The organism is Pectobacterium sp. A5351, from assembly GCF_028335745.1.
GTDB lineage: Bacteria > Pseudomonadota > Gammaproteobacteria > Enterobacterales > Enterobacteriaceae > Pectobacterium.
Genome location: NZ_CP116477.1, coordinates 368527 through 389043 on the forward strand (window position 1 = coordinate 368527; position 20517 = coordinate 389043).

The 20517-nt window shown below is 52.3% G+C and carries 21 protein-coding genes; 11 read left to right on the forward strand and 10 right to left on the reverse strand.

Translation table 11 applies throughout. The features are described 5' to 3' along the window. Positions 1-563 precede the first annotated feature (563 nt). Together exbB and exbD are read left to right on the forward strand one after the other, a co-directional pair. Positions 564-1568, forward strand: a complete 1005-nt coding sequence (exbB, locus tag O1Q74_RS01735) for a tol-pal system-associated acyl-CoA thioesterase (RefSeq protein WP_271875832.1) — start codon at positions 564-566, stop codon at positions 1566-1568. A gap of 3 nt (positions 1569-1571) precedes the next feature. After that, positions 1572-1997, forward strand: coding sequence for a TonB system transport protein ExbD (exbD, locus tag O1Q74_RS01740; RefSeq protein WP_010280259.1), 426 nt, complete (start codon positions 1572-1574; stop codon positions 1995-1997). Between the two features lie 107 nt (positions 1998-2104). On the opposite strand, the gene O1Q74_RS01745 is transcribed toward exbD, so the two are convergent. From O1Q74_RS01745 to O1Q74_RS01765, 5 genes are all read right to left on the reverse strand, one after another. After that, a complete protein-coding gene (locus O1Q74_RS01745; protein WP_271875833.1) occupies positions 2105-3124 on the reverse strand; it encodes a substrate-binding domain-containing protein in 1020 nt (339 codons plus the stop codon). Between the two features lie 30 nt (positions 3125-3154). Continuing rightward, entirely contained in the window at positions 3155-4564 is a 1410-nt protein-coding gene (locus tag O1Q74_RS01750; RefSeq protein WP_271875834.1) for a glycoside hydrolase family 32 protein, read from the reverse strand. Then, entirely contained in the window at positions 4564-5934 is a 1371-nt protein-coding gene (locus tag O1Q74_RS01755; RefSeq protein ID WP_271875835.1) for a sucrose-specific PTS transporter subunit IIBC, read from the reverse strand. Before O1Q74_RS01755 ends, O1Q74_RS01750 begins: the two co-directional genes overlap by 1 nt. Before the next feature lie 70 nt (positions 5935-6004). Beyond that, positions 6005-7540, reverse strand: a complete 1536-nt coding sequence (locus O1Q74_RS01760; protein WP_271875836.1) for a carbohydrate porin — start codon at positions 7538-7540, stop codon at positions 6005-6007. 188 nt (positions 7541-7728) lie between these two features. Continuing rightward, complete coding sequence (locus tag O1Q74_RS01765) at positions 7729-8664, reverse strand: aminoimidazole riboside kinase (protein ID WP_271875837.1); 936 nt, start codon at positions 8662-8664, stop codon at positions 7729-7731. A 470-nt stretch (positions 8665-9134) separates the two neighbouring features. On the opposite strand from O1Q74_RS01765, the gene O1Q74_RS01770 reads away from it, so the two are divergent. The 6 genes from O1Q74_RS01770 (at position 9135) to O1Q74_RS01795 (ending at position 12581) form a co-directional block, all read left to right on the forward strand. Continuing rightward, positions 9135-9686, forward strand: a complete 552-nt coding sequence (locus tag O1Q74_RS01770; RefSeq protein WP_271875838.1) for a bactofilin family protein — start codon at positions 9135-9137, stop codon at positions 9684-9686. 158 nt (positions 9687-9844) lie between these two features. Beyond that, entirely contained in the window at positions 9845-10156 is a 312-nt protein-coding gene (locus O1Q74_RS01775) for a type II toxin-antitoxin system HigB family toxin (RefSeq protein ID WP_271875839.1), read from the forward strand. Next, complete coding sequence (locus O1Q74_RS01780; protein WP_271875840.1) at positions 10153-10569, forward strand: helix-turn-helix domain-containing protein; 417 nt, start codon at positions 10153-10155, stop codon at positions 10567-10569. Before O1Q74_RS01775 ends, O1Q74_RS01780 begins: the two co-directional genes overlap by 4 nt. A 347-nt stretch (positions 10570-10916) precedes the next feature. Beyond that, positions 10917-11363 (forward strand): winged helix-turn-helix transcriptional regulator, encoded by a 447-nt coding sequence (locus O1Q74_RS01785; protein ID WP_271875841.1) that lies wholly within the window; start codon positions 10917-10919, stop codon positions 11361-11363. Between the two features lie 9 nt (positions 11364-11372). Then, complete coding sequence (locus tag O1Q74_RS01790) at positions 11373-11834, forward strand: YhbP family protein (protein ID WP_271875842.1); 462 nt, start codon at positions 11373-11375, stop codon at positions 11832-11834. A gap of 93 nt (positions 11835-11927) precedes the next feature. After that, on the forward strand, positions 11928-12581 hold the full coding sequence (locus tag O1Q74_RS01795; protein WP_271875843.1) for a hypothetical protein: 654 nt from the start codon (positions 11928-11930) through the stop codon (positions 12579-12581). An 11-nt stretch (positions 12582-12592) separates the two neighbouring features. On the opposite strand, the gene nrdG is transcribed toward O1Q74_RS01795, so the two are convergent. The 5 genes from nrdG to pyrB form a co-directional block, all read right to left on the reverse strand. Then, positions 12593-13057: an anaerobic ribonucleoside-triphosphate reductase-activating protein gene (gene nrdG, locus O1Q74_RS01800; protein WP_271875844.1), complete on the reverse strand. Its 465-nt coding sequence runs from the start codon at positions 13055-13057 to the stop codon at positions 12593-12595. An 81-nt stretch (positions 13058-13138) separates the two neighbouring features. Then, entirely contained in the window at positions 13139-15277 is a 2139-nt protein-coding gene (gene nrdD, locus O1Q74_RS01805; protein WP_271875845.1) for an anaerobic ribonucleoside-triphosphate reductase, read from the reverse strand. Positions 15278-15677: 400 nt separating this feature from the next. Further along, a complete protein-coding gene (ridA, locus tag O1Q74_RS01810) occupies positions 15678-16064 on the reverse strand; it encodes a 2-iminobutanoate/2-iminopropanoate deaminase (protein ID WP_224556680.1) in 387 nt (128 codons plus the stop codon). Between the two features lie 220 nt (positions 16065-16284). Beyond that, positions 16285-16749, reverse strand: a complete 465-nt coding sequence (gene pyrI / locus O1Q74_RS01815) for an aspartate carbamoyltransferase regulatory subunit (protein WP_271875846.1) — start codon at positions 16747-16749, stop codon at positions 16285-16287. Positions 16750-16764: 15 nt separating this feature from the next. Beyond that, positions 16765-17700, reverse strand: a complete 936-nt coding sequence (gene pyrB / locus O1Q74_RS01820) for an aspartate carbamoyltransferase (protein WP_271878702.1) — start codon at positions 17698-17700, stop codon at positions 16765-16767. Between the two features lie 523 nt (positions 17701-18223). Here pyrB and O1Q74_RS01825 point away from each other — a divergent pair. The 3 genes from O1Q74_RS01825 (at position 18224) to O1Q74_RS01835 (ending at position 20400) form a co-directional block, all read left to right on the forward strand. After that, positions 18224-18688 (forward strand): YhcH/YjgK/YiaL family protein, encoded by a 465-nt coding sequence (locus tag O1Q74_RS01825; RefSeq protein ID WP_271875847.1) that lies wholly within the window; start codon positions 18224-18226, stop codon positions 18686-18688. 358 nt (positions 18689-19046) lie between these two features. Continuing rightward, the gene (locus O1Q74_RS01830) at positions 19047-19730 is read left to right on the forward strand and encodes a helix-turn-helix transcriptional regulator (protein WP_271875848.1); all 684 of its coding nucleotides are present in this window, start codon (positions 19047-19049) and stop codon (positions 19728-19730) included. A 4-nt stretch (positions 19731-19734) separates the two neighbouring features. Beyond that, entirely contained in the window at positions 19735-20400 is a 666-nt protein-coding gene (locus O1Q74_RS01835; protein ID WP_012773088.1) for a PAS domain-containing protein, read from the forward strand. Positions 20401-20517: the final 117 nt, after the last annotated feature.

A 20517-nucleotide genomic window follows, 5' to 3' on the forward strand; every position in this document is an offset into this window, starting at 1 on the left:
ATTTCGCTATCGTTGAACGCATTTTGGCATTCTCTGATAGCTAAGCTAACCTATTATACAACTTCGTAGAATGACTCGCGTCACAAAAGAAAAAGCTAATATGAAATACTGTTTTGTATAGTTGATATTATTGGTTTTATCAAAGATAGATGATTAATTTTTTGTTTTTTCGCTAATTATTTTTTTTGAAACCACCTTTCGTTTTTAAAAATCTATCATCTGTTGGTACGAAATGGTGTGATAACTTAATGGCGATCACAAAAGTTGAGTACCAGAACACAGGATGCGCATCCTATTCCTGGCCTCTCTCTGTCTGAGATAGTCCTGAATGTCATTCTTCATCTTTTTCTTATGTTTTCTACTGTTGTGCAGGCCACCCCCAAAAACCCTGTCAGAACGCAAGAAAAGTGCATTATCTTGTGTAAATAATAATGAGAACGACTATCAATTCGTTCAGGGTTTGGTATCATTTCAGGCTGCGTTATTGCGGCATTATACCTGCGGGTATGTGCGGATATTGTACAGAACAGATGATTGTACAGAACGAATGGTGGAGGCACAGCATGAAGACGGCTGTCAGTAATACAACTCAACAGGTGTTATCAACCTGGCAAAAAAAACGTGGCGCGTTCAGCGCATTTTCCCGTAGCGTGCTGGTTATCCTGCTGTGTACGGCGGGACTAAGTGGAAATGCGTTTGCGGCTCCCGCAACGGCACCGTTATCGACAGAGAATGCCGCACCTGCCGCTCAGTCTGCTGCGTCATCCCCTTCAGCCCCCGTGACAACCGATGTTCCGGCGTCAGCTCTCTCGCTTCCAGCGAGTGCGGCACCGGGCACCAATAACCTGATGAAAACCGATTTGTCCGTCTGGGGCATGTACCAGCACGCTGATGCTGTGGTGAAAACGGTGATGATTGGCTTACTGTTGGCTTCCGTGATTACCTGGGCGATCTTCTTCAGTAAAAGCGTTGAGATGTCTGGTGCGAAACGCCGTCTGCGCCGTGAATATCTGGCATTAGAACAGGCGAAAACGCTGGATGATGCGCTGGAAACAGCCGACGCGTTCAAAGCTGGCAGCGTCGCGCAACAACTGCTGGTGGATGCGCAGAACGAACTGGAACTTTCCGCACGTTCTGATGACAACAACGGGATTAAAGAACGTACCGCATTTCGTCTGGAACGTCGCGTGGCGGCTACCCGTCGTCATATGGGACGTGGTAACGGCTATCTGGCCACGGTCGGCGCGGTTGCCCCGTTCGTCGGGCTGTTTGGTACGGTATGGGGCATCATGAACAGCTTCATCGGTATCGCACAGACGCAAACCACCAACCTGGCGGTAGTCGCACCGGGGATCGCAGAAGCCCTGCTGGCGACGGCGATTGGTCTGGTGGCCGCGATTCCTGCGGTAGTTATCTATAACGTCTTTGCACGTTCGATTGCCGGCTACAAAGCGATGGTCGGCGATGTGGCTGCACAAGTGCTGCTGTTGCAAAGTCGCGATCTCGACGTGGCTGCCAGCAACGATAACCGGGCGTCTTCAGCAGCGCATAAACTGCGGGTGGGTTAAGTCATGGCGATGCATTTGAAGGAGGACGTGAGTGATGACGGTGAAATGCATGACATTAACGTCACGCCGTTCATTGACGTCATGCTGGTTCTGCTGATTATCTTCATGGTGGCGGCACCGCTGGCAACGGTAGACATTCGTGTCGATCTGCCTGCCTCATCGGCAGCGCCGCAGCCGCGACCGGAAAAACCGCTTTATCTGACGGTAAAAGCGGATAAGCAAATGTTTCTGGGGGAAGAGGTGGTTAGCGAGCAATCTCTGGCTCAGGTACTGGACGCGAAAACCAGCGCTAACAAAGAAACGACTATCTTCTTTCAGGCGGATAAAAGCGTCGATTATGAAACCATTATGAGCGTGATGGATTCACTGCGTAAAGCAGGCTACCTCAAGGTTGGTCTGGTCGGTGCGGAAACCGCAGCCGCTAAATAACGGTTAAGGTTGGTTTAGGAAGGAATGCGGAGGAAATTCAAACCGCATTCCTTTTTTTACGTCTGTAGGTTTATGTCTGGAGGATGTTGTGCGATTTGGGCGTTGGCCTACGCCCGCGAATCAGGATGACGCCAGTGAATCCGCGTCGGAATATAGCGCCGATCTTCTTCAAGCGGCTGCTGTGCAATCAGGCTGGTCACCATCTCAAAACTGCTGCGCGCCAGATTTTCACAATTTTGCGCCACGGTATCGATCTTCAGCGGTAAACAGTCAAACAGATAGTGATCGTCAAAGCAGCACAGCCGGATGCCGCTTTCCATCAGGTCATGCTGGTTCATATAACGCAGCACGCCTTCCATCAGGCCACAGGCGGCAACAAACAACGCTTTTGGCGGGCGGCCCAGCGTGGCACATAGCTGAGCAAACATTTCATAACCCGCGCTGGGGTGATAGCTGCCGTGAATAATCCACTCCGGTTTGCAGTCGATACCTGCGCGTGCCAGCCCGAGTTGGAAACCTTCCAGACGGTGGCGGGTCGGAGAAATTCTCGGCTGGCCGCCAAGGAAATAGAACTCATCACGATGCTGACGGGCGATACGTTCGACCATTTCCGCCGTGGATTCTACCGCTTCGGAAATCACCATCGGCAGCGTGGAATCACCAATCACCCGGTCAAATTGTATGACGGGCAACTGCTGGTTAATTTTCTGATACTCGATATCGCTCAACAGGCTGGAGGCGACAATCAGACCATCGACCTGACGCTGCACCAGACTGTTGACCGCCATCATCTCCTGACTAGCATTTTCGTCGGTGCAGGCAATCAGCAACTGTAGTCCTGCTTCACGGCACAGCATCTCCAACTCGCGGGAAATGACGGCAAAGCCGTAGTTGGTCATTTCCGGCACCACCAGCCCCAGCGTGTTGCTGCGGGATGAGCGCAGAGAACGGGCATGAATGCTGGGCTGATAACGCTGTTCATGCGCGACGGCTAAAATGCGATCGCGGGTTTCATCAGAAACGCGAAATTCTTTGCTGCGTCCGTTAAGTACCAGACTGGCGGTGGATTTTGATACACCGGCCAGCGCGGCGATGTCACTGATTGTTATGCGTTTAGTCGGTTTCACCGCGAGGTCTGCTATCAGAAAAAAGGAACGTTATTCTATCACGCATGGCGCCAACAGCCAGTGCTGTAGCGTTAATCGCCCAGAGCCGCTGAACGTCATGGTCGCTTCACTTTCCGGGAAATAGCGCGCAGACATCACAGCCTCGCCGTCGTTGATAAAAATTTCAACGCTGGAGCGATCGCACAGTATCTGCAATTGGTTGAGGTCGCCACGCCAGTAGCGATGTTCGGGTTCACCAGTGCGGCGGTTGCGTCGGCTCAGCGTGACGCGTTCCCCATCCCAACAGAGAACCAGTTGCGAGGCGAGGCTGAGCTGGAATTCCCCCTGCACGGTGATGAGGATTTCCGCGCTGCTAGCGTGCAGCGGGGATGCGTAGTCTGCGGCACCATGCCAGGTGGAATGTTGCCTGCGCAGCTGTTGCAGTTCACGTGCAGGGCGTTGATAAACGCGATCGCCTTGCAACGTGAGTTCGCGCGGGCAGGTCATGGTATGGATCCAGCCGTACTCGATCGTCGGTTCAAAGAATTCATTATCGTCGGGAATCGACATCCAACCGAACAGCAGGCGTCGCCCGTCGTCACTCAGCGTGGTTTGCGGAGCGTAAAACTCAAAGCCGAGATCCAGTTCGTGGAAACCCTGATGCGGATAAGCGCCGCTGTCGTAGTTGAGCGAGCCGATGAAATAGCCCGCCTGGAAGGTATTCAGATAACGTTCTTCTTCGGCGGGAAGCCCCTGCGGGCAGCAGATCAGCACGTCCTTTCCATCCAACGGGAACAGATCCGGGCACTCCCACATGTAGCCAAAATCCCCGATCCCGCCCAAACGGGAACCGGCGATCTCACCGACCTTTTCCCATGCCAGCAGATCGTCAGAACGATAGAGCAGCACTTTCCCTTGCAGGTCGAGATTTTGTGCGCCGAGCACCATGTACCAGCGGTCATCATGGCGCCACACTTTGGGATCGCGAACGTGCCCGGTGTAGCCGTCAGGGAGCGTCAGAACCGCTCCCAGCTTGTCATATTCACCGTTAGGATTCTCACGGGCGAGGCACTGAAATGCGGTACGTGAGCCATCGTCGTATTTCACGTTACCCGTATACATCAGCATGATCGCCCCCTGATCCACCACGGCAGAACCGGAGTAGCAGCCGTGGCTTTCATAGCTTTCACTTGGCACCAATGCGACGGGTTCATGCGTCCAGTTCACCAGATCGGCGGAGCTCCAGTGCCCCCAGAATTTTGCTCCGTGGGCACAAGATAAAGGATTCCACTGATAAAACAGATGGTAACGCCCATTGTGATGAATAAATCCGTTCGGATCGTTGAGCAGACCCACACACGGGGAGAGATGCCATTCCGGGCGATACGGGTCTTCCTGTTTCTGTGAGTAACCTGACATCAGGGCGTGCGCCATGCGCTTTAGTAAGTGGACTTCCTTCATTATTCGCTATCCGTTTTATATTTCAGCAGTAAAGAAATGACAAAGGCGGCACCGAACGCAATGAACATCCCAATCAGGTAGTTAAGCATCGACCCGCCTTGCACAATGGCCAGCCCCGGAAAACCGGTCAGCCCAACGGCCGTCATATTGACGTGATTGAAGACGACCCATGCGCCACCAAGGGCACCGCCTGCCAGTGCGGCCAGGAACGGTTTAATAAAGCGCAGGTTGATACCAAATATCGCCGCTTCTGTGATGCCCAGCAGACAAGACAGCCCTGCGGGAACGGCAATCGCTCGAGTTTTGGCATCACGCGTTTTGAAGTATACCGCCAGACACGCGCCACCCTGCGCCACATTTGCCATCGCCCAAATCGGCAGCAGGAAGTTGACGCCGATATTCGGATTGCCAAGCAGTCCGGCTTCAATGGCATGGAAGCTGTGATGAACGCCGGTGATGACGATAACGGAGTAGAGGCCGCCAAACAGCAAACCGGCCAGCCAGCCCGCGTGAGCAATCAACGTGCTGAGTAAGAAAGAAATACCGTCGCCCAGCGCGCGCCCAGCCGGACCGATAATCAGCATAGCAACGAAGCCGGAAATGATGACCGTGAGGAACGGCGTGACGATGATATCCAGCGCGTCAGGTACGATTTTACGCAGGCGCTTTTCTACGATGCTCATGAACCAGACGGCCAGCAGGACCGGAAACACAGTACCCTGATAGCCGATCATGGCGATGTCCATGCCGAAAAAGTGCATGGTCTGGAAGCCCCCCGCGACGCCCCAGGCGTTGGTCAGCGCCGGGTGAGTCAGGATGCCGCCCAGCGTCGCGCCGAGATAGGGGTTGCCGCCGAACTCGCGCGCGGCGGTAAAACCGATCAGGATAGGCAGGATAATAAAGGCAGCGGAGCTGAACATATCCAGCATCACAAAGATCGCGCTGCTGGCATCGACCCAACCGTAGGTCTTGATCATGCCGAGTAGCCCCATCAACAGACCGGAGGCGATAATCGCCGGCATGATAGGGACGAAGATGTTTGATAGCAGACGCGCCAAACGTTGCAGCGGGTTTAGCTTCTTCGCTGCGATGGAGGCCGCTTCGGATTTACTCGATTCACTGATGCCAGCCGCTTTGATGAACTCGGCATACACCTTGTTGACCAGCCCTGTGCCGAAAATGATCTGCATTTGTCCCGCGTTCTGGAAACAGCCTTTCACGCCGTCAACGTTCTCGATGGCTTTCTTGTCAGCCAGACTGTCATCATTCAGTACCAGACGCAGGCGAGTCGCACAGTGAGCCGCGCTGGCGATATTCTCTTTCCCGCCGAGAAGCGGGATGAGCACGGCGGCAGTTTTGTTGATATCCATGTTATTCCTCTTTATATGTCGCCACTTTGACGTCGATTAGCGCGTAATCGACGCCAAGGCCGGGCAAGGGTTAGAACCAGGTTTCCATCTGGATACCGAAGTTCCATTCGCCGCCTGCTTTAAAGCCGGTGGAGCCAAACGTATCTTCACTGGAGTAGTTATCCAGCCGTTTATCCCAGTCCATGTAACTGGCAAACACGCGCAGTTCAGGACGGCTAAAGAAGTTGCCGATATCGCCGACCTTGAATGTTGGTGCGAAGGTCAGCTTATAGAAACCGCCGCTCACCTGATTCAGGTTTTTATAACCGCGCGGATCGAGGTCCATGTATTGATAGCTGCCTTCATAAGCCAGTGCAAAGTTTTCGGTGATTTCCTGAATCAGGCGCGCATTAAATGTCACCCACTCGTAGCTATCGCCGTTGACGTAACGGTCTTTGCTGGTTTGCGCCAAAATGGACGGGGCGAAGCTCCAGGTCTTGTTCAACGCCGTGGTGCCGTAGGTCGCAAAGCGCCAGGTGTTGGCATCGTTGGTCAGGTTGCCGTCGGCACCGATGTTTTTCACTTCGCCGCCCAGTCCGTGACCGTAGAGGATCGCGGTTTTCGATGTCCCTTTGCGCAAGCCGTAGAAGCTGTCACCGTGGTAAGCCACCATCGCGTGGTAGCCTTTATCGCCCGCATTGGTGTTGGTGACGACGGTGTTATCACGGCTTGTACCGGTGTTTGCTTTTACATCGTTATTTTTGGCCGTTAATCCGCTCAGCATGAACTGGAATGGCCCGACGTAGTTGTTGGTGGTAAAGACATAGTTTTTGATGTCGTTATCCAGCGAGGTAATTGGGCCGAGGCTACGGCCATACAGCGAGACGTTACTCTTGGCGCTATCCGCCCATTTCACGTCATAGATCCCGCCGCCGGTGCCCGCGAGGAAGACCACGTCGCTGTCCAGCCAGTGAATATCGAAGTTATCGCGATCGAAGCGTTTACCTGCCCACAGCGTAGTGTCCTTAAAGGCGCCGGTGAAGGTTGGCAGTGAGCCCAGTTCGACGAAGGCTTCACGAATGTTGAGTTTGCTATCATCTCCGGTCCAATCGTTATAGCTGCGCTGGCCATCCGCCATCATCACCTTGAAGCGAGTTGTCGCGCCGTTATCCAGCTTCTGTTTGTGCTCCAGTTTGATCTCGACGTAGGTGTCGTCTTCATTGCCTAAGCGACCGATATGTCCGCCAGTCTGGCCGGCAGGGGACATGCCCGGCCCGATATCGGTTTTGGAACTGGTGGCGGAGTCATTGATCGATAAGCCGGAGCGCGCGTAGCCGTGGAATTCAAATCCATCGGCAAATGATTTTTGCTTAGCCAGCGCCGTCGTGCGCTGTTCCACCTGCTGGGTTTTCTGTTCGGTTTGCGTGGTGCGGGTGGCAAGCTGTTGGGTTTGCTTTTCTGCGGCGTCGGCTCTGGCCTCGGCGGCCTGAGCACGGGCTTCGGCCTGTTGCAAACGCTGCTCCATGGCATTCAGACGGGCTTCAATACTATCGGTGTTGGCAGCAGAAACATAAAACGGGGAGGAGAGTAATAATCCTATCGTCACAGCAAGGTGGCTTGGTTTCATTTTTTCGTTCTCGTCGTGAAGTCGATTTATTGTTTTTGGATTTCTCATGTTTAGCTAAATTGCTAAACCGATTTTTCATAGGGAAAATAAAAGCCAGCAGGAGGGTTAGCAAGAAATTTCACTCGCCCGATTCTGTAACTGTGATCCTGACGACAAAACCGGGCGGTAACCGTATTAAACGGAGGGACTTAGGGTTTGGCTAAGGGGAGCGTGTCTAACTGTTGAGCATAGGGAAGTGCGGTCATCGCGCCTTTTGCCGTGGTGGCAAGAGCACCGCACCGCTGCGCCTGAGCGATAATCGGGTCCCAGCTCAGCGGCTGTGACAGATCGTCATACTGCGCCAGGCCGTGCAATAAACCGGCAACGAAGGCGTCACCTGCACCTGTGGTATCGACGGGGGTCACCAATGGTGCGACAAAGTGCTGTAGCTGGTGGCGATCGTGCAGCCAGACGCCTTCGCTGCCCAGTGTCACCAGCAAGAGCCGGGTGGGGTAGCGCTGCATGAACTGCTGAATCCCCGCTTCAACATCCGGTGTTGAACAGAGGAAAGCGAGTTCTTCACGCGACAGTTTCACCACGTCGGCCAGCATCAGCGCCTGTGTCAGGCAGTCGCGCAGTTCCTGCTCATTTTGCCACAGGTCGTCACGGATATTCGGGTCGAAGCTAACCCTGCCTCGCGCGGCTTTCACTTGCCGCATCGCCTCAAAGGCGGTACTGCGTGAAGGTTCCTGTGAGAGCGCGATGGAGCAGAGGTGCAGCCACTCTCTTTGGTTGAACATCGGCAGGTCTTCCGGCTGTAAAAACAGGTCGGCACTCGGGCGTACCATAAACGTGAAGGTGCGTTCGCCTGCGTCATCTAGACTGACAACCACGGTTGAGGTTCTGTGGTGCCCGTCGTGTGCCATGTGGTGGGTATCGACGTTCTCCTGCTCCAGCACCGTTTTTAGAAAATGACCAAAAACATCTTCACCGACGCGCCCGATAAACGCGCTGTTTCCCCCCAGTCTGGCAATGCCGACTGCGACATTGGCCGGTGCGCCGCCGGGACATTTCAGATAGCGTTCCGTATCTTCCGGGATGAGATCGACAACGGCGTCGCCCATGACCCAAATTCTGTTTGCCATAACGTTACTCTTATCAACGATAATCAGACTGTTTGCTAACATAAAAGAATCGGTTTAGCTAAGCAATACTCTTCACCGCAGAGACGTATCCACATCAATAAAACGCACTTTTCCACATCGTAATGGTGAAAATTTATGCGATAGTCATCACGTTGCCACGGTCATCGGACTAAATAAACGGGCCTGCCATCCGATAGTTATGAGGTATGGCTCAATGAATCCGGGAATCAAGCCGCAAAAAGGACGAATGGAGAAGGATATGCATTACCCCACCTTTTTCCGGGGTTACCCCGGTGCGTAATTACAACCTGCTTTGGGGAATATGGGCACTATGGGCTTTGTTGGTCGTCGCCTGGCTTATTGATATTTATAGCGAATTCCCTCTTCGCTATTACGGTCAGGGAGTGGCTGCCGTACTCGTCACGAGTGCCACGATCGCATTTTTCTATACTGTTAAAAGGAATAACACGATGTTTTCATTTGATAAAAACAAAAAAGATGCAAAAGAACCGCAAGAGCGCAGTGAAATAAACAGCTCCCCCGCTATCAGTCCATCGAACGAGTTGATTAATTCAGTGAACCCTGTGCGTGTGAAAAAAGACACCTTCATTTCTCAGGGCGCACGGATGACGGGTTCTCTGGTTGTGGATGGCAACATTACCGTGGAAGGTCGGGTAGAAGGCGATGTGCAGTGCGATAACACGATTAAAGTGGAGCACACCGGTCAGGTAAACGGCGAAATGAAATCGCAGCAGATCGTCATCAACGGTCGCGTTGAAGGACGTATCGCCGCCAGCGTCGTCGCCATTCTGGCGCAGGGAAAAGTATTCGGCGATATTTTCACCGATGAGCTTTCCATCGAAAAAGGCGGCATCTTCACCGGCCAGTCCCACCCGCTGACCCCGCCAGCGCAGCATCAGGAAAAACTGAGCTACGTGGAAAAGAAAAAAGAGAAAACCGGTAAAACCCCCGCAGAGCAAGAGAACGTCGTCGCACTAGCGAGCAATGCGCCAACGGCGTGATGTTCTCCCTTACATCTCTGGATGTAAGTTTCGTGTTCCCCGCTCTGCGGGGATAAACCGAACAGCAGGGATGTAGATTATAACGGTTTCCTTATTGTCAACTCGTTCCATTTATGGCATATTGTTTCCAATCTGGAAACATCAGGAAGTGAATCCATATGCATGTTATTTCGCGGGCACCTTTCGACACTGCAACCACTCAGTTTCCGAATCAGGCGGCAGCACTTGCTGATCTATATCGGGTTATCAAACGCGAAATGTATGCAACGCCGGATGATATGAAAAAACGCTTTCCCAGCCTGGATAGGATGAAATATCGGGAAAAGTGGTGGGTGATTGATATTGGTGGCGGGCATCTTCGAATGATGTTTTTTGCTGATTTCGAGCGGGGGGAAATCTTCATCAAGCACATCACATCCCATGCAGAGTACGACAGGCTGACAGAGTATTACCGGAGGAATAAAGAATGATGTATGCAGACGCTATCAAGGCAGCTAACAACCTGATGAGTATCGTACCGTTCCTCGGTGGTAGCACTTCGCGTAAGGATTATGAGGATGCGCTGAAACTCACTGAATACCTGATCGAGAGTGAGCCTGATAGCCCGTTAATCGATATGCTGACTGCCAAGATTGACAAATACGAAGATGATGCGTCGGAGTTTGCTGCCTTCAACGAACGTGTTAAAGCTCTGCCTGCCGGTATCGCTTTACTGCGCGTCCTCATGGATCAGCATCAGCTAACGCAGAGTGATTTTGAAGCTGAGATCGGTAAAAAGTCTCTGGTATCCCGCATTCTAAACGGTGAGCGTACTCTAACGCTTGATCATATGAGAGCGCTTGCTAAACGATTCGATATTCCCGTGAGTGCTTTTGTTGATTGACACGACTGTTCAGCAATTCTTGCTAAGAGCGGCATTATGCATCTCATAAGGAATAAACTGTGGTATGACGCGATGGCTGGCTGTTGTCTGAGTATTCCCCGCGCCAGCGGGGATAAACCGGCGGTCTGAATGTTGCCTGTCGGCAGTGTCGTTCGACCATCGCCGCTACGCCCTAGCGTACGCAGTGCCGCCCACACTGGAATACCGCGCGGACGACGGGAATGATCTGTGCAAAGTCATCGAACTCGCCCGTATTTACCTCACCCGCCTGCAACCAAAAAACGTACGGTCAGTTTTTCAGTCTAGGGATAAGGCCGGATGAACAGGAAAAAGGGGAGAAAATCGTCATGGTGAAGCGCAAAAGCCTGAAAGAGGATACGTGCCCTGTCGCCCGCGCGCTGGATGTGATTGGGGATCGTTGGGCGCTGCTGATTATCCGCGATGCTTTCGATAATCGCTGCCGTTTCAGCGATTTTCAACGCAGTTTAGGCGTTGCCAAAAATATTCTTACCGACCGTCTGCGCACGTTGGTTGACGAAGGTATTTTGTCCGTTCAGCCCGTTTCCGAAAGCTCGGCCTATCAGGAATATATCCTGACGCCAAAAGGCGAACAGCTATTCCCGCTCGTCGTGGCGCTACGCCAGTGGGGGGAACAGCAGCTGTTTGCGGAGGGAGAACCTCACTCCCTGCTGTTGGATAAACACACCGGCCAGCCTCTGCAAACCATGCTGCCGCATTCTGTGGAAGGGCAGTTAGTGGTCGGGCAGGATACGTTCGTTCAGAAAGTGGATTGAGGCAGCGTAATGCAGAAAGAACCGAGAGAAATAAGCAGCGATCTTGAGGCAATCTCCCGCTATTTGAAGAAGTTGCACGTACTGACGTTATGCGTGGGTGAAAATTCGGAATTATGGTGTGCGAGTTGCTTCTATACTTATGACGATCAACAAATAGCCTTCTATCTAATGACAGAGTTGCAGACGCGCCACGGTGAAATGATGGCGAGGCTACCGCAGGTGGCGGGTACGGTCAGCGGTCAGCCGAAGAGCGTGATGCTGATTAAAGGCGTGCAGTTTCGGGGGCAGGCGGTGCTGTTGGAGGGCGATGAAGCCCAGCAGGCCAGAGCGCGGTATAACACGCGTTTTCCCATTGCCCGGGCATCGCAAGCGCCGATCTGGCGGCTCGATCTGACAGAAATCAAGATGACGGACAATGCGCTGGGCTTTGGTAAGAAACGCTACTGGCAGCGCGATGAGCAGGTTCAGTAGAGATAACATTTGTCATAAATAACGTTTGTCATTAATAACAACAGAAATCGAAAAAGATGAGATAGCGCAAGACGTAGAGCAAGGGGGAAACCGATGAGCCGAGTACTGTTATTAGGTGCAACGGGGTTAGTGGGGCACGAGTTGTTACAGCTGTTGAAAGCCAATAATCGGGTAGAGACGATCTATGCGCCGACCCGTAAGCCGCTGGCACCGTCGGAGAAAGTGGTCAATCCGCACGATCCCGATCTGTCTACCGCCCTAGGACAATTGACCGATCCTGTCGACATCGCCTTTTGCTGTCTGGGATCGACGCTCAAGACGGCAGGCAGTAAACAGGCGTTCCGCTATGTGGATTACACGCTGGTGGTGGAAGGATCAAAAGTGGCGCTGGCACTGGGCGCGACGCACCTGTTGGTCGTCAGTTCGCTGAGTGCGAATGCGACGTCACCTTTCTTCTATTCGCGAGTGAAGGGAGAAGCGGAAAAATCGCTGCGGCAGCAGGGCTGGCAGCATCTGACATTGGCACAGCCGTCGATGCTGCTGGGGGAAAGAGAGGATAGCCGTCCGCTAGAAAGTCTGGCCGCCCCGCTGTTCCGCCTGTTCCCGGCAAAGTGGCGAGCCATTGAGGGGAAAACAGTCGCGCAGGCGTTGCTGAATCAGGCGTTCTCACCCGAGCCCAAAGCGCGGGTCACCGTGCTGGAATCCGATCAATTACGTTCACTGGGTAAGCAGCAACCGCTTCAGTAGCCGCTTATCGATCACCGCAGGCGGTGGACAACCTGATTACTGCTGCCGCGCCAAATCAGTGCGGGATCTTTCAGGTCTTGCACAAATTTCCCATCGACTAACACGTTGATGAGATCGACCACCTGTTGTTGCTCCGGCGTCAATTCTGCCAGCACATAGCCTGTCCAGACCCAGATATCTTTGCCTGGGCATTCTGCGCGTATGCGTTCGACCAGCCGCAGGATGTCAGGCACATTTTGTGGGTGCAGCGGATCGCCGCCAGACAGCGAAATGCCCTGTCGTGGAATCACCGTATCCTGAAGATCGGCGATGACCCGATCTTCCTGTTCCTGCGTAAACGGCTGGCCGGAGTTCAGTCGCCAGGTGCTTTTGTTGTAGCACCCCACGCACTCATGCACGCAGCCAGCGACAAACAGCGTGCAGCGGGTGCCGGGGCCGTTGACGACATCAACGGGATAATACTGGTGGTAATTCATACGGTAGAGCCCATGTTATGAAGCGGGCGCGTGTTGACGGTGCCGCGAAAGACGGGCCGCATTGCTGCGGCCCAGAAGGGATTATCCCAGTTGACCGTTACCTAAGTGCTTGATACGACGCTTCACTTCTTCCTGCTTACCCGCGTTGAACGGGCGTGCATCCGGGCTACCGAGGTAGCCGCACACGCGGCGTGTGACGGAAACGCGGGCCGAATCGTGGTTACCGCATTTCGGGCAGGTGAAGCCTTTGCTGGTGCACTCGAATTCACCGGTGAAGCCACATTCATAGCATTCGTCGATCGGCGTGTTGGTGCCGTAGTAAGGCACGCGGCTGTAGCTGTAATCCCACACGTCTTCCAGCGCTTTGAGGTTGTGTTGCAGGTTCGGGTATTCGCCGTAGCAAATGAACCCACCGTTAGCCAGCGGCGGATAGGGCAGCTCGAAGTCGATTTTCTGGTAAGGGTTCACCTTCTTCTCCACATCAAGGTGGAAGCTGTTGGTGTAATACCCTTTGTCCGTCACGCCCTGCACGACGCCAAACTCGGCGGTATCCAGACGGCAGAAGCGGTCGCACAGGTTTTCACTCGGCGTGCTGTACAGGCTGAAGCCATAGCCCGTTTCCGATTTCCACTGCTCGGTTGCCTTTTTCAGACGGATGATGATGGCCACGGCTTTGGCACGTAGCGCCTCGTCATCAAAAACATGCGTTTGGTTGCCGAAGAGCGCGTTAATCGTTTCATGCAGGCCAATATAGCCCAGCGAAATGGAGGCGCGTCCGTTCTTGAAGATATCCGCAATGCTGTCGTCCGCTTTTAAGCGAACGCCACAGGCGCCTTCCATATACAGGATGGGGGCAACTCGGGCTTTCACGTTTTCCAGCCGCGCAATGCGCGTCATCAGCGCTTTCTTCGCCAGTGTCAGACGCTGGTCGAGCAGCGTCCAGAAACGGCTTTCATTGCCTTCGGCCTCCAGCGCGATGCGCGGCAGGTTCAGGCTAATCACACCCAGATTATTACGGCCGTCGTGAATCTGCTGGCCGTTTTCTTCATAAACGCCGAGGAAGCTGCGGCAGCCCATTGGCGTTTTGAACGAACCGGTGACGTTCACGACCTGATCGTAGTTCAGAATATCTGGGTACATGCGCTTGCTGGCACACTCCAGCGCAAGCTGTTTGACATCGTAATTTGGATCGCCCGCTTTGTGGTTCAGACCGTCGCGGATAGCAAAAACCAGTTTCGGGAATACCGCCGTTTTGTGGTTTTTACCCAGTCCGGCAATGCGGTTGCGCAGGATCGATTCCTGAATCAGACGCGATTCCCAACTGACGCCGAGCCCAAAACCAAAGGTCACGAACGGCGTCTGGCCGTTAGCGGTATGGAGCGTGTTGACTTCGTATTCCAGTGACTGGAAGGCGTCGTAGCACTCTTTTTCCGTGCGGGTTAAGGCATAGTTTTCCGCATCTGGAATTTGCCACTCTTCTGCCACGGCTTTATGTTTCGCATGGCTGGCGGTGACGAACGGCGCCAGAATCTCATCAATGCGGTTGATCGTGGTGCCGCCATAAATGTGGCTGGCGACCTGCGCGATAATCTGCGCCGTGACGGCAGTGGCCGTGGAGATCGACTTCGGCGGCTCAATCTCCGCATTACCCATTTTGAAGCCATTGGTCAGCATGCCGTTCAGGTCGATCAGCATGCAGTTAAACATCGGGAAAAAGGGCGAATAGTCGAGGTCGTGATAGTGAATCTCGCCACGTTCGTGCGCCAATACCACATCACGCGGCAGGATGTACTGTTTGGCGTAATGCTTGGCGACGATACCAGCCAGCAGGTCGCGCTGGGTGGGAATGACTTTACTGTCTTTGTTGGCGTTCTCGTTCAGCAGCGCCATGTTGCTCTGCTCGACCAGACCGCGAATTTCCTGATTCAGCCGACCGTGGCGTTCACGCGCGATATCTCGATCGTGGCGGTATTCGATGTAGGTTCGCGCCAGTTGCTTGTAATTGCCGGACATCAGCAGGTTTTCGACCGCGTTCTGAATATCGCGGATATCTACGCGCGTTTTATCCTGCATTTGTTGAGCGACCGCACAGGCCACAGTTGCGCAGTAGTCTGCATCATTGACACCGGCTGCATGCGCCGCGCGTTCAACCGCCTCTTTGATACGCACTTCATCAAAAGGCACCTGGCAACCGTCCCGTTTAATCACTACTGGTTTCACGTTTTCTTCCTCTCGAAAGGTTATCCACAGGCGAAAGCCGTAACTGACAAGGGTTACAGAGGGCTGTGGATGATATTGTGGATAAGCACTACATATGGGTCGTGTTTATAGGATAGGCACTATATATTGAAATTGCGTAGGGGTGTTTACGCTTTTATCGCCCCAAAATTGATATAGAGCAAAGAAATCTTCATGTCGGAGGGAATTTGAACCTGTGCAAAAAACAGTCAAAAAAGGCGGTGGGAGCGGGAAGGCTTGCTACATGCGGGCTGGCAGATTTTTGCCTGTTTTTTGACCTGAAAAGGGATTGGGAATAGCGATAATGTTGTGGTGGTGAAAGAAAGAACAGAAAAAAGCGCACGGGTTATCGTGCGCTTTTGGGGGAGAGTCATGTCGATAATTAGCGACGAACGGCGATCGCTTCGATTTCGATTTTCACGTCTTTTGGCAGGCGGGCAACTTCAACGCAAGAGCGAGCCGGGAACGGGGCATCGTGTTCGTTGAAGAAGGCTTCATAGGCGGTATTCACCAGGGTGAAGTCGTGCAGGTCTTTCACGAATACCGTGGTTTTCACGATATCGGAAACTTTCAGGCCAGCGGCTTCCACAATCGCCTGTACGTTTTCCAGTGACTGACGCGTCTGCGCGGTGATGTTATCTGCTACCAGACCGCTTTTCGGGTTCACCGGAATCTGGCCGGACGTGATGATCATGCTGCCGAGGTCAACGCCCTGAACATAGGGGCCGATGGCGGCAGGGGCGTGCTCAGTGCTGATAATGCGTGACATGGTATCTCCTTGATGGGGGCGTAAAAGGAACGCGGACGTAGAATGCCAGCCACTCAAGCATGGATTTCGGGGAAACGCGGTGATGAGGTTCCCGTAGGGATGCCTCACGCCGTGGTCGCCCCGGTATCTCGATCCTTAAACGATCGGCATTACGCGGACGCAGCCATTATTCAAAAAAGCCCCGCCGCAGGCAATGTCCATCGCGGGGTAAAACAGAAAACTAACGATCTTGCAGCACGGCCTGACGTTCAAACTCTTTTTCGCAGTACTTACACTTCAGGTGAACGTCGCCGTCGCGCTGTTTAACGCTGAACGACGAGGACACCGGTTCGCTGCGGCTGATGCAGTTGCTGTTCGGGCAGATGAGCACGCCAGTAATATGCTCTGGCAGCGTCGGCACCAGCTTGCGCACGACGTCATAGTCATCAATCTGATTGACGGTCGCCTGCGGCGCGTAGATCGCCAACTGATTCGCCTGTTGTTCGGTCAGGAAGACGTTTTCGATCTTGATCAGATCTTTGCGCCCAAGGTGGTTGGACGGCAAGTTCAGGCCGATGGTGATGCGCTGGTCTGTCGCGGTGAGTTTAAACAGCGTCAGCAGTTTAAAACCCACCTGTGCGGGAATGTGGTCGATCACCGTGCCACGTTTGATCGCTTCAACCTGTAATTTATTATCGTGTGTCATGATGGTTTCTTCCTCTTACAGAACCAGTTCGCGATTCAGGACCAGCGCCAGCAGCGCCTGACGGGCATAAATACCGTTGCCCGCCTGTTGGAAATAATAGGCGTAGGGTGTGGCATCCACATCAATGGTGATCTCATCGACGCGCGGCAGCGGGTGCAGCACTTTCAAATTCGAGCGGGCGCTGTGCAGGTCCGCCGCGCGCAGTACAAACTGGGATTTGATGTTGATGTACTCGGACGGATCCAGACGCTCTTTCTGCACGCGCGTCATGTACAGGATATCCAGCTCGCCGACGACTTCTTCAATGCTGTTGTGCAGGCTGTAAGCAATATTTTTCTCTTTCAGCATGCTCAGAATGTAGTCCGGCATCGCCAGCGCGTCTGGAGCGATGAAGTAGAAGCGGTTGCCTTCAAACTTCGCCAGCGCCTGCGTGAGTGAATGCACGGTGCGGCCATATTTCAAATCACCGACCATCGCGATGTTGATGTTGTTCAGGCGTCCCTGCGTTTCCTGAATGGTGAACAAATCGAGCAGCGTTTGCGTCGGGTGCTGGTTCGCACCGTCACCGGCGTTCAGTACCGGAATGCCACCGGAAAACTCGGTCGCAAGGCGGGACGCGCCTTCCTGCGGATGACGCATCACGATGGCATCAACATATTGGCTGATAACGGAGATGGTGTCGGCCAGCGTTTCGCCCTTTTTCCCCAGCGAGGTGTTGTTGCTGTCGGCGAAGCCGACGACGGAGGCACCGAGACGATGCATCGCGGTTTCAAAGGATAAACGCGTCCGGGTGGAGGCTTCAAAGAAGCAGCTGGCAATCACTTTATGTTTTAACAGCTCAGGCTGAGGCTTGGCTTTCAGGCTGGCGGCGACACGCAGCGTCAGTTCCAAATCTTCCCGACTGAGGTCGTTAATCGAAATAATATGTTTTTGATAGAGCGGATTGACCATGGTGTCTTTCTCCTCACGAGTAAACAGGAAATGTCGTATCTGGCTGCCCGAGCTGTCGGCAAAAAAATGCCTGAACGCGTTTTGATGCCACAAAACGATGCCCTGAAAGGGCGTCGTCGTGGATGATAGGGCACAAAAAAAAACCCCTCATTGAGGGGCTTTCTTAATGGAATGATTGAGCAACGGAAAGGAAAACGCTGGCTGGCTGCCGGATGGCAGTTGTGGTTGAGAACCAACATAAGCAGCGGATTTTTTGGTGTAACAGTGCATGACCCCTCCCGGAAAACTGTCGGGAATTATACGCGCCGACTAGGCTATTTCAAGCAGAAAACGTGGTTTTTTACGCATCGCAATCGGTTGCGGATAGGGGGTGGTATGCATAACGCTTGCAGGTGGAAGACCGTCAATGGGGAAGAGTGATGGACAGTTCACTTTTTCGGATTAACGCTCTGGCGGGCGTCACATTTGGAGAGTATAAGGTTTATAAAACAGAGTTTCATTTTTTCTATATAACGAGGTTTTTATGATTACTGGCAATGTCCACCACCTTGAACTGGTTCCTTATCTGCCTGCCAAACTGCGCGAAGCGATTGAATACGTGAAGCAAAATATTACGGCGGACACGCCGCTGGGCAAGCATGATATTGAGGGCAACAGCGTGTTTGTGCTGATCTCCAACGACAGCACCGATCTGCTGGAAAAACGCCGTGCTGAGTATCACGCCAAATATCTGGACATTCAGATTGTGCTGTCCGGCGTGGAAGGGATGACCTTCAGTAACCTGCCTGCGGGCAAGCCGGATACCGATTGGTTGGCGGATAAAGATATTGCCTTCCTGCCATCGGGTGAACAGGAAAAACAGTTTGTGATGCAGGAAGGCGATTTTGTCGTCTTCTTCCCAGGTGAAGTACACAAACCGCTGTGTGCCGTTGGTGAACTGGCACACGTACGCAAAGCTGTAGTGAAAATCGACGCGTCGCTGGTGTAGGATTTTTGTGAACAAGGAACGTTCAACCATAAAATGGAAGAAAATAATGCCTCAGATGCCTCTCGGTGGTTTTCCCCTTCTACAGCGTGGTAAAGGAAAACCTACGTAAATACCGCAAGGCATAGAAAAAATAGCCAGTCAGTTGCTTAACTGACTGGCATTATTAAGAAAATGATTTTCTTGCTAGAAAACCTTATGACCTTTCGATTATAGGTATATTATTACTTTAATTTATGTAGGATGTTTTCCCTGGCATTGGCCTGTCACAGACTTTTTATTCTATTTTAGTTTTTATAAACAGGTGCATATCAGGTACGGCATATTTTATGTAGGGTAATTTTAATGTAGGGATACACTGATGACACAAATTACGTTACCTGACAGATTAATCGCAATGTTTGAAAGCGATCCTCTTGTCGGCTGGGCAATAAAAGACACAAATTCCTGTTTTGTTTATGTCAATAACACCTTTAAAACCTGGCAAACCATATCAACTCGTTATGATTATGAAGGCTTGAACATTAGGGATATCCCTGTTCCTGTCGCCGAATTTTCAGACATTTTTAACCAGCAGGAACGAGAGATAGAGCGTACTGGTAAGGCGGTGAGAGCCATTACAACGCATATTCAAGGCACGGAAAAAATAATGCAGCCTGCCTACAATATTCAGGAGCCAATCTATGATGAACATCGCAACTGTATAGGCACAGTTATCAGCGTCAGGCATGTTAGGATCATCACACCGACCTCGTTGCTAAATGGAACCATAATTCAACACTCCACCTTCGAGCCCCCTTCTACAATATTTACCGAGAAGGAATGGGAGGTTATTTACCTGCTTGTCTGTGGGATGATGCTTAAAGATATAAGCAGCATCCTCTCAATCACCGTCGATGCTGTTAACAGCAGACTCAGAAGCTGCTACAGAAAAACAGGTTTGAATTCAGTATCAGGCCTAAAGGAATACTGTAGAGATAACCGATTTGATAACTACATCCCGCTGTTCTTTCTGAAAAAAGGACATATCATTATCAGAGGCTAACCTGATGGACCCAGATTTGACTCCTGTTGAGTATTACTTTGATAACTCTTTGTTTGGCTGGGCAATAAAGGACTGTAACTCTCAGTATGTTTATGGCAATAAGATGGCATGTCAGTATTTCGGCGTAACAGAAAATAAACTTGTAGGCTGTCTCGACACTGACTTAACGCCCGATATCAGCGAGCACTACGGTCATATACTGTATGACGACCAAAAAATATTGACCACAAATGAAATGAGTATTGTCCTCAAAACATTTGATTACGGAAGACGAAATAGACTCAGGTCTTTTCTGGTGGAGAAGCGCCCTTGGCGGCTCAATGATGGCAGTGACGGGATTGTTTGCACCTACATAGAAATCACCAATGTTTACTTTTCAACCTTTCTTATGCCATGCGAAAGGAAGCCCATTGTGTTCACCCGACCGGCAAATATTTTTACAGACAAAGAGTGGGAGGCCGTTCTTTTACTGCAGAGCGGGGTAAAGCAGAACCGTATTCCGGACATACTCGGTATAAGTTCCTCAACGCTTCGTAACAGGATAACGCGTTGCTGTGATAAAGCAGGAGTGGCAAACAGCACCGCCCTGATCCAACACTGCAACCAAAAAGGATGGGATAACTACATTCCTCCTTTTTTTCTGATAAAAGGGCATGTGTCGATTACCTGAGGGGCTGTGGTTCGAGCCTCTCATGTCAAAATGACGGGAAAGGACTCTAAGCCGAGCAGTTAAGGATCAGTTGAACGATCCAACTACTGTGTAAGAATCCACAAACGTGCCTTGCTT

Coding starts and splice junctions, on each gene's coding strand:
- exbB (WP_271875832.1), top strand. CDS start 564: ATGAAGACGGCTGTCAGTAATACAACTCAACAGGTGTTATCAACCTGG.
- exbD (WP_010280259.1), top strand. CDS start 1,572: ATGGCGATGCATTTGAAGGAGGACGTGAGTGATGACGGTGAAATGCAT.
- pyrB (WP_271878702.1), bottom strand. CDS start 17,700: ATGGTCAATCCGCTCTATCAAAAACATATTATTTCGATTAACGACCTC.
- pyrI (WP_271875846.1), bottom strand. CDS start 16,749: ATGACACACGATAATAAATTACAGGTTGAAGCGATCAAACGTGGCACG.
- O1Q74_RS01750 (WP_271875834.1), bottom strand. CDS start 4,564: ATGAAGGAAGTCCACTTACTAAAGCGCATGGCGCACGCCCTGATGTCA.
- O1Q74_RS01825 (WP_271875847.1), top strand. CDS start 18,224: ATGATTACTGGCAATGTCCACCACCTTGAACTGGTTCCTTATCTGCCT.
- nrdG (WP_271875844.1), bottom strand. CDS start 13,057: ATGAATTACCACCAGTATTATCCCGTTGATGTCGTCAACGGCCCCGGC.
- ridA (WP_224556680.1), bottom strand. CDS start 16,064: ATGTCACGCATTATCAGCACTGAGCACGCCCCTGCCGCCATCGGCCCC.
- O1Q74_RS01765 (WP_271875837.1), bottom strand. CDS start 8,664: ATGGCAAACAGAATTTGGGTCATGGGCGACGCCGTTGTCGATCTCATC.
- O1Q74_RS01835 (WP_012773088.1), top strand. CDS start 19,735: ATGGACCCAGATTTGACTCCTGTTGAGTATTACTTTGATAACTCTTTG.
- O1Q74_RS01775 (WP_271875839.1), top strand. CDS start 9,845: ATGCATGTTATTTCGCGGGCACCTTTCGACACTGCAACCACTCAGTTT.
- O1Q74_RS01760 (WP_271875836.1), bottom strand. CDS start 7,540: ATGAAACCAAGCCACCTTGCTGTGACGATAGGATTATTACTCTCCTCC.
- O1Q74_RS01770 (WP_271875838.1), top strand. CDS start 9,135: ATGTTTTCATTTGATAAAAACAAAAAAGATGCAAAAGAACCGCAAGAG.
- O1Q74_RS01830 (WP_271875848.1), top strand. CDS start 19,047: ATGACACAAATTACGTTACCTGACAGATTAATCGCAATGTTTGAAAGC.
- O1Q74_RS01795 (WP_271875843.1), top strand. CDS start 11,928: ATGAGCCGAGTACTGTTATTAGGTGCAACGGGGTTAGTGGGGCACGAG.
- O1Q74_RS01785 (WP_271875841.1), top strand. CDS start 10,917: ATGGTGAAGCGCAAAAGCCTGAAAGAGGATACGTGCCCTGTCGCCCGC.
- O1Q74_RS01780 (WP_271875840.1), top strand. CDS start 10,153: ATGATGTATGCAGACGCTATCAAGGCAGCTAACAACCTGATGAGTATC.
- O1Q74_RS01755 (WP_271875835.1), bottom strand. CDS start 5,934: ATGGATATCAACAAAACTGCCGCCGTGCTCATCCCGCTTCTCGGCGGG.
- O1Q74_RS01790 (WP_271875842.1), top strand. CDS start 11,373: ATGCAGAAAGAACCGAGAGAAATAAGCAGCGATCTTGAGGCAATCTCC.